We start from the raw sequence: 8,077 nt of genomic DNA on the forward strand, positions 1-8,077 counted from the left end.
GTCACCTCCTTGAACGGTTGAAAAACATCCGCCGGTAGATTCGCCGGCCAACAACGATAAAGCCCAGCAAGACCACCGTCACCAGAATGAAGAAGATCCACAAGATCCACCCCTGGACCCGAAAGTAGCCCTTGAGGGTCACGTGGTTCTTCCGTTGCGGATTGAACTGTGGCAAGGCCACACTCGACGCGTTGATGGCAATCTGCCGGCCATTCAAGAAATACTCTCCGTGGTCGTACTTGAACGTGGCCGAGGCACTATCTAATCGCGTGGTCAACTGCTGGGACGGGTCGTACCAATCAATAGTCTGCGCCGTGACCTGCCGGACCGTGGCCGTTAACTGCTTCGTCGAATCAACCATGGGAACCGTAAGCGCGGTCGGGACGGACCAGCGCAATTGCGCCGATTGCTGGACCGTCTGAAAGCTGCGTAACGAGACACCGTACCAGGTCTGCGGATACTGATTTCCCAGGTTATCCTGTTGAGCAAACGTGGTAGTCGTCGGATTGGGCAACAACACCACCAGTGACGCCCGTTGCAACCCATACCGCCGAAAGAGCTTATCCTGGTTCCAGTAGGCCGGCGCACTGACCCCGACCGGCAGGACCTGGCGTTGCCCTAACTGGTTCAACTGGCCCACCAGTTGCTGCTCTAAGATCTGACCACTTTTCCGGTCAGCCGCCCCCACTACGGGTGCCTGTAAGAGAATCACCCCGTTCTCCGTCTCCAACTCCCGTAAGACCGCCGTAAAGCGTTTAAAGGCACGATACGACGTGTTTTCAGCGACCGATGTGGTGCTGACGGCAAACGGAATCCCCGCCTTGGCCAGGCGGCGCCCCAGTTGCTGTAGCAAGCGAAGATTGGTATACGGTGTCACGTGGGTGATGGTCAGCAGCGGGCGGTAAGTCCGGGTCTGACCAAATAACGCTGCGATGGTTCGGCTGGCCACCGTCAGGGAGAACCCGTTGGGCATCAGGTAAGGCAGGTACCCATTGCGTCCCCGCACGACGCCGTAAGCGTGATCGGGTAAGCTGGTGGCTTGGGTCGCTAAGGTGCCAAAAGTCTGCGTCCCGTGCGGCAAACTACTTAACAGGGTCAGGTCCGTGCTGAATGGCAAGAGTTGCCAATTCTGCCGGTCTCGCAAGACAAATTGCTGGTGATACAGCGTCTCTCGCCGTGCCCCGAACTGGCGCGCCTCTTGGGAGTCCAACCCGGAACCGATATGGAGCTGACGACCCGTGAACTGGCGTCGGTCCCGCAGGAAAGCGGCGTTAGTTAACCGTCCTTGGGGCCAATTATTTAGGGTCACCACCCCTTGATAGGTCTTGTTCGTGAGTTGCCCCGCTTGGTAGTCACTCAACCGTTCCGTCTGGGTGGGGAGGTTCAGACTCGCCAGGAGCCGCTGAACCGCTGCCAACTTCTGCTGCCCATTAGCGGTCGGGTTGATCGCGTCATAGACGATCAACACCCGGCGCGCGGTCGCAGCCTGTGCGGTGGTCGGAACGGCTAACCCCCCAGCGAGACCCAAGCAGAGGCCTAAGACCACTAACCAAAGTTTCAATTGTCTTCTCAATCGGCGGCCTCCTCTCCAGGCTTAGGGGTGTGCCAGAGCCGGTGGTTCAACAGGTCCGCCACGAAGAGTAAGAGAATCAAGTCTAGGCTGACCGGAACCATGAACAGGTGCTTGGCTAAGTCGGCATCCCCGTCCCCAATAATCGAAATAATCGGGACAAAGATAAAAATCGTCAATAAGCCCAAAACCAGGAAGAACCGCAGGACCCCCGCTGGTCGCCGGCGTTGCCAATCGTTGTACGCCCCGACGGCAAAAACGATGGCCAACGCGACGGCTAACAGCAGGTCAAACGCAAACTTCCGAGGAAAGAACGCGCCAGCAGCCGAACTAAAGGCCGTAAAGTAAGTGACCTGTTCCCCCGCAGCGTGCCCGGTCCCCTGCTGGTAGTCCCCGACCGCTTTAACCTGGGTGATCATCATGTCCCCCGCAGCCACGTCCAGTAAAGTTCGGAACTGCTTAGGGTGTTGGGCGTAATAGCGAATGATCCAACCAAACCCCGTCTTCTGGTTCAGGTGGCGGTGCACGTAATCCGAACTGGGACTAATTGCCGCAAACGTCTTGGGGTAGTAGTCCTGATTACGCATCAGCGCAAACTGCTGGCTGACTCCCTGCTTCTTCAACTTTTTACTGGGGTCGCCGCCGTGCAGGAGTACCCCGTGGGTCACGGCTTGGTACTGGTTGATATCGTTGAACTGTTTGGTGATCAAGGTGTAGGTCAGGACCCCCGTCACCAGGATGCCCGCGATTCCGGCCACAATCCAGAGTCGCTCGCCCCGGTGCCGGCAGATCATGAACAGACCTAGGCTCGCCACCGCGTAACTCAACGCCAACGGTGCGTTTTGTTGCTTATTCGCAATCAACAGCATCACACTCACGAAGTACACCGCCGTCAACAGATGCGGGTGATAAGTGGGACGACGGGCCAACAGCATGATGGCGCCAAAGGCATACAGGGCCAAAACCAACATCCCCGGTTCCGCGAAAAACGAATTGAAGTAAAGCGTAAACGACGAATCGGCGAAGATCAACACCACCAGCGCCGCAATCAAATAACTCCGAATCCGCCGAAAGGGGTAGGTCAACGCCTGTGTGACCAGGTAGATGGCCCCCAAGTAGGGAATGAAATAGATCAGGCCTAAGAAGCGCAAGTCAAATACGGTGGAACTATAGACCAGCTTGTTCAGCCCCACGGCCGCCTGCACAAACAGGGGCTGCGACGAAAAAATAGCCGCGTTGGTCTGGTTGAAGTACTTCATGATTCCTAGTTGCGGGTTGATGTACCCCAGCATATGGTACCCCTTCAACTTATAGAGGCCGTTTACGAAGATGGCCCGGTAGAAGTCCCCATTATCGGCTAAGCCGTGAAAGGGGGGCACGAACAGCAGCCACCCCGCGATCACTCCCGCACACACAGTGGCTAGTAGCGCTGGTGAGACCCAGCGCGTGGCGCCATGCCAGACGCTTCGACTGATTGCTTGGATGCGCTGCAGCATGCCGTTTCCCCTCCTTCCCAAGAATTTTTCAATCTAATAATTAGCCGCTAAGATGGCCGTTAGGTTGTTAAATGAATAACTCTGCCGGGTCTGGGCGTCCCCCAGGGCTCCGATCATGGTGCCTTGGGTAATCTGGTTGGCCCAGACCGCCCGCATCGCCCGTCGATAATTTGCCTGATCATGCTCCATCGCAAAGATCATGGCCGCCAATGCATAGTTCCCGGCAGATTGGCCCGTGTCACTGGCGCTGCCCGCCGTGGTGTAGCCGTTATAGAGCTGATGGCGCTGGACTTGTTGGACTAGCCAACCCTTGCTGGCCGCGCGCAACTGCCCGATCTCCGCCAAGTGGAGTAGCGTCTCCAACGCTTCCGAGGTGTTCAGATTCTTGGTCGAATACGCCAGGGTGTGCCAGTTAAAGCTCGCCGCGTATAACGGGAACACGTCGCCTAGGTACCCGCCCTTGACCACCTTGAGCTGTTGTCGATAATGTTTGCGCCCTTTAGGACTGTTCTGCTGGTAATAGTGTAAGACCTTGAAGTCCGCGTATGCCAGACTGCTCGTATTCGCCGCCTGCTTGGTCTGCGGGTCATAATAATCCCCCACGTGGCCATCCTTCAGTGCGCCCGCGCACAAAGCGGCAAAGTGATTGGCCGCCGCTTGTCGGTACCGTCGACTGCCAGTCAGAGCATCGTAAGTGTTCAACGCCCGAATGATTCGTAGGTCGTCTAAAGTCGCATTCACGGCAAAGCGCTTATGGTTCCGGGGATCGTAGCGGTAGCTGAACTGCCCGTGATCGCCAAAGGTCTTGACCGTGGCCTGATAAAAGGTCCGAAAGCGCTTGAATTGTTTGGTTTGGGCTAAGTAGAGTAACCACATCCCCGCCGATTCGCTTAAAAGTTCGTGGCCGGTAGCCTTCCCTGCTTGCCGGGTCGCCGTATCCGCGTAGTTGGTGTAGATTCCTTGGTCGGTCAGCATCTTCCGTTCTAAAAAGTTGACCAGTGCCCGTTGATGGTGCTGGTCCGCGGTCGTGTGGTGCTTGGTCCGGGTGAGAAATGGTCGCGGCGACTGGTCCGGGGGCGTCATGGTCGCTGGTTGCGCCCCACAACTACTCAGACCTAGTAAGCCGACTAATATAACTATCAGTACCGTCCATCGCTTCACGATTCGTCCCCCCTCACCTCATTTTTAGGTCCAACTATGTTTATAGTAGCATGGTCCATCTAAAAGTTAAACGGGAACTTTAACGGCGCAAACACCCGATTAAGCCCACCAAAAAACCACGCTTCCGCGATTGCGGAAACGTGGTCTGGTCACTCATTAATCTTGATAAACGGTGGGGGCGATGTGCGTGCTGCGGACGTGTCGCCGCCGAGCTTCGCGGTACAAAAAGAGGTACGTTTGTCGCGCCAAAGCTGTGTTCGCGGTCATCTCATTGTCCGCGTCCGCAATGGCCTCTTGGGTCTGCTTGGCGTGGTCCCAGCGCCCCTTAGCGGCGTCGATGGTGTCCAACAGCTGATTATCATAGAACGTCTTCAATTCTGCGACGTGCCGTTTCTTTCGTCCAAACATAACGCATCCATCCTCCTTACATCTCCGTCCGGCCTTCAACGGCCTTAAACAGGGTCATTTCGTCAGCATACTCGATATCACTCCCCACGGAAAGTCCGTGCGCCAACCGGGTCACCTTAATGCCCGCCGGCTTGATCAGCCGCGACAGATACATGGCCGTGGCTTCCCCTTCCGGTGTGGCATTCGTGGCGATAATGACTTCCTTGATGGCTGGATTCTGCTGGAGCCGACTGATCAGACTACTGATGTTCAAGTCGTCCGGCCCCTTCCCTTCGATGGGCGACATGACCCCGTGCAAGACGTGGTACAGGCCATGGTATTCCTTCATCCGTTCCATCACCATGATATCTTTGGCTTGTTCGACCACCAAGACGTGCGACTGGTCCCGCGTCTTATCCGCGCAAATGCTGCAAGGGTCACTCTCCGTGATGTTGCCACAGATGGAGCAGAAGTGCAGGTCACGCTTAGCGGAGACCAAGGCCTTCGAGAAGGCCGCCACATCGTCTTTATCCATATCAATGGTGAAGAATGCCAGCCGCGTCGCCGACTTCTGGCCAATGCCCGGCAACTTCATATAACTATCGATCAATTGTGCGATGGGTTCTGGATATTGCATGGTGCCATCCTTTCCAATCCGGCATTACAGGCCAGGAATGTTCATCCCTTGCGTGTACTTGCCTAAACTCTTCTTAGTGGTCTCGTCAACTTCAGCCAAAGCGGCATTAACGGCGGCCAGGACTAAGTCGGCCAACATATCCGGATCATCTGGGTCGATGGCTTCGGGCTTAATCGTCAGGTCCGTCATCTTTCGGTCCCCAGTAAAGGTGGCTTTGACCAGGTCATCTGGTGAGGCTCCCGTAAACGTTTGGGCGTTCAAGGCAGCTTGGTCCGCCTCCATCTTCTTTTGCATTTGCCGCATCTGCTTCATCATGTTTCCCATATTTCCCATTCCACGCATTGTTGATCATCCTTTCAAATTTTTAATCATGTTGGACATCCACGATATCCTTACCAAAGAGGTCCTCGGCCTTAGTCACGACCGGATTAGCGGCCGGCTGGTCTGGTGCCGGTGCTTCAGCGTCCGTAGGTTGCCCGTCCGGAGCTGGCGTTGCCTGGTGGCTCGCCGCATGTTGCTGGAGATCCGCCTTATGGGTCGCCAGGTAGTCCTTCCGAATCGTCGGCCACTGATCCTTAGGCACAAAGACCACCGGCAACGCCGACCCGATCATCCGGTCCAACCCGTTCTCTAACGCATCCGTTAATTCTTGGTCGGTCGTGGCCCGTTGGTACAAGAACGAGTAGTCGAAGGCCACGATGACCCCCGAATCCGCCGCCGCAACGGGTTGAGACACCTTCATCACCGCCCGTTGTGTCACTGACAGACTGTTCAGCAGGTCCGGCCAGACCTCCTGCAACTGGTTCAGCTTCCCACGGGTCGCTGACCCCAAGACCGGATAGATCTTGGCCAAGTTGACTTCTTTTTCCTGCTGGTTCGCCGTTACCCGGGGCTTCGGCCGGGCCGCCGGTTGTGCGGCCTTGACGCCCCCAGCTTGCTCCAGGCGTTCCAAAGTGGTCTTCAATTGATCAACTTGATGTTGCAACGCCTGAACCTGCGACTCTGCCGCGGGCGTCGGCGTAGCTGTAGCCACCGGCGCAGTCGTTGCCGCGACGGGCGCCGCACCCTTAGCCTGCCCGATTTCCGCCAACTTGATGGTCAGAATTTCCAGATAAACGTCGGGGTGGGTGGTAAAGCGCATCTGTTGTTGAATTGCGTTCAACTCATTGATCATCGCGTACATGGTTGCCGCCGGAGTCTGCTTAGCCAGTGCCTGAAAGTCCTCACTCACGCTCCCCATTTCCGCTTCTTCCACCAATTGAGGGGCCTGTTGGTATAACAATAGGTCGCGGGCGTAGCTGATGAAGTCTTCGGTGAAGCGTTCAGCGTCCTTCCCGGCTTCCAGAACCGACTGTAACGTAGCCAGACCGGCTTTAGTCTCACCGGCCAAGACCTGTTGTACGTAGGTTGCCAGGAGTTCGTGGGTGACACTCCCGGTGACCAGCAACGCGTTATCTAGGGTAATCTCATTATCCCCAAACGACAACGCCTGATCCAGAATGCTCAACGCATCCCGCATCCCCCCTTCGGCGGCCTTCGCGATCACCTTGATGGCTTGGTCATCGTAGGTCACGTTCTTCTGCTTCAGGATGTAGGTCATCCGGTCGTAGCTATCGCTGGCCGCAATCCGCTTGAAATCAAACCGTTGAACCCGCGAGATGATGGTCGCCGGAATCTTATGCGGTTCCGTGGTCGCCAGAATGAAGATCACGTTAGCTGGCGGCTCTTCCAGGGTCTTCAACAGGGCGTTGAAGGCACCGGCCGACAGCATATGCACTTCGTCGATGATGTAGACCTTATAGTCGGCCACGGTCGGCGCATACTTGACCTTGTCCCGAATATCACGAATCTCTTCGACCCCGTTGTTGGAGGCCGCATCGATTTCAATCACGTCGTTTAAGGTTCCGGCCGTGATGGCCTTGCAGGTGTCACATTCGTTGCAGGGCTCGCCGTCTTTTTGATGGTGACAGTTGATGGCCTTAGCAAAGATCTTAGCGGCCGACGTTTTCCCCGTTCCCCGGGGACCCGCAAAGAGGTAGGCGTGACTGATTTGGTTAGTCGTGATGGCGTTCTTTAAGGTCCGCGTGATCACTTCTTGTCCGATCATGTCGTCGAACCGTTGCGGACGCCAGACCCGATAAAGTGCTTGATAAGCCATATCATCTGTTCCTTTCTACTATTTTATTTCAATCAAAATCGCTGTTCATTATTATAGCCTTTTTTACGGGTCGCTGTCACCTCATGACCCGTTTTCTTCTTAATTCGCCTACCGGGCGGACCAGACAGGGCTGGAACGCCGTGGGCACAACTTGGCGCCCGAAGTACAGGTCTCCAAGCTTGGGCTTTTCCTAGGCGAGCTAAAACCCGCTCACCAAGGAAAACTTCACGGCTGAGCCCTGTCTGGCCCGCCCTCACGGCTTACAGTCATGCCGAAATGATCCTGTAACGACGTCCAAGTAAGGATTTATGCCATTTTAATCTTGGTTAATTTTAAGGCAGTCCCTTCCAACAGTTGATACTGGCGTTGGACGCGAAGATTGATTGTCGTCATTAGAAACCATCTATGTAAGGTCCCCTTAGCCGATAGGGCCCAGCCGGTGAAATTAGCGTTAGCCGAGTGGTCTTCTCGGCTTAGGCTAAGGCCGAGCTTTAAGACGGGCGGGCTTTGCGCGGCTTAAAGTCGTGCCCACTGGCGTCACGGCCCTGCCAATCGGCTGAGGGGACCGGCCAGTTCGCCACCGCCCGGTAAGGCGACTATTCCCAGTACCAGAAGTCAAGACCACCCGTAAAACGGGTGGCTTGCTCACGGGCTATAAGCCCGGTATG

Annotated in this window: 7 protein-coding genes; all 7 read right to left on the reverse strand. The window is 55.9% G+C overall.

Translation table 11 applies throughout. From position 1 onward, the window contains the following. Position 1: 1 nt before the first annotated feature. Positions 2-1,573, reverse strand: coding sequence for a hypothetical protein (locus tag FD30_RS06190; RefSeq protein ID WP_147000039.1), 1,572 nt, complete (start codon positions 1,571-1,573; stop codon positions 2-4). Beyond that, positions 1,570-3,066: a glycan biosynthesis hexose transferase WsfD gene (gene wsfD / locus FD30_RS06195; protein ID WP_056944311.1), complete on the reverse strand. Its 1,497-nt coding sequence runs from the start codon at positions 3,064-3,066 to the stop codon at positions 1,570-1,572. The genes FD30_RS06190 and wsfD overlap by 4 nt, the downstream gene beginning before the upstream one ends. A gap of 33 nt (positions 3,067-3,099) precedes the next feature. Continuing rightward, entirely contained in the window at positions 3,100-4,227 is a 1,128-nt protein-coding gene (locus FD30_RS06200; RefSeq protein ID WP_225426496.1) for a glycosyl hydrolase family 8, read from the reverse strand. 156 nt (positions 4,228-4,383) lie between these two features. Next, a complete protein-coding gene (locus FD30_RS06205) occupies positions 4,384-4,635 on the reverse strand; it encodes a YaaL family protein (protein WP_024747624.1) in 252 nt (83 codons plus the stop codon). Between the two features lie 16 nt (positions 4,636-4,651). Further along, the gene (gene recR / locus FD30_RS06210) at positions 4,652-5,251 is read right to left on the reverse strand and encodes a recombination mediator RecR (RefSeq protein ID WP_024747623.1); all 600 of its coding nucleotides are present in this window, start codon (positions 5,249-5,251) and stop codon (positions 4,652-4,654) included. A gap of 24 nt (positions 5,252-5,275) precedes the next feature. Then, on the reverse strand, positions 5,276-5,593 hold the full coding sequence (locus FD30_RS06215) for a YbaB/EbfC family nucleoid-associated protein (protein ID WP_056944312.1): 318 nt from the start codon (positions 5,591-5,593) through the stop codon (positions 5,276-5,278). Between the two features lie 22 nt (positions 5,594-5,615). Then, positions 5,616-7,409, reverse strand: coding sequence for a DNA polymerase III subunit gamma/tau (gene dnaX, locus FD30_RS06220; protein WP_056944313.1), 1,794 nt, complete (start codon positions 7,407-7,409; stop codon positions 5,616-5,618). Positions 7,410-8,077 lie beyond the last annotated feature (668 nt).

Origin of the sequence: Levilactobacillus namurensis DSM 19117, assembly GCF_001434785.1 — a bacterium.
Taxonomy (GTDB): domain Bacteria; phylum Bacillota; class Bacilli; order Lactobacillales; family Lactobacillaceae; genus Levilactobacillus; species Levilactobacillus namurensis.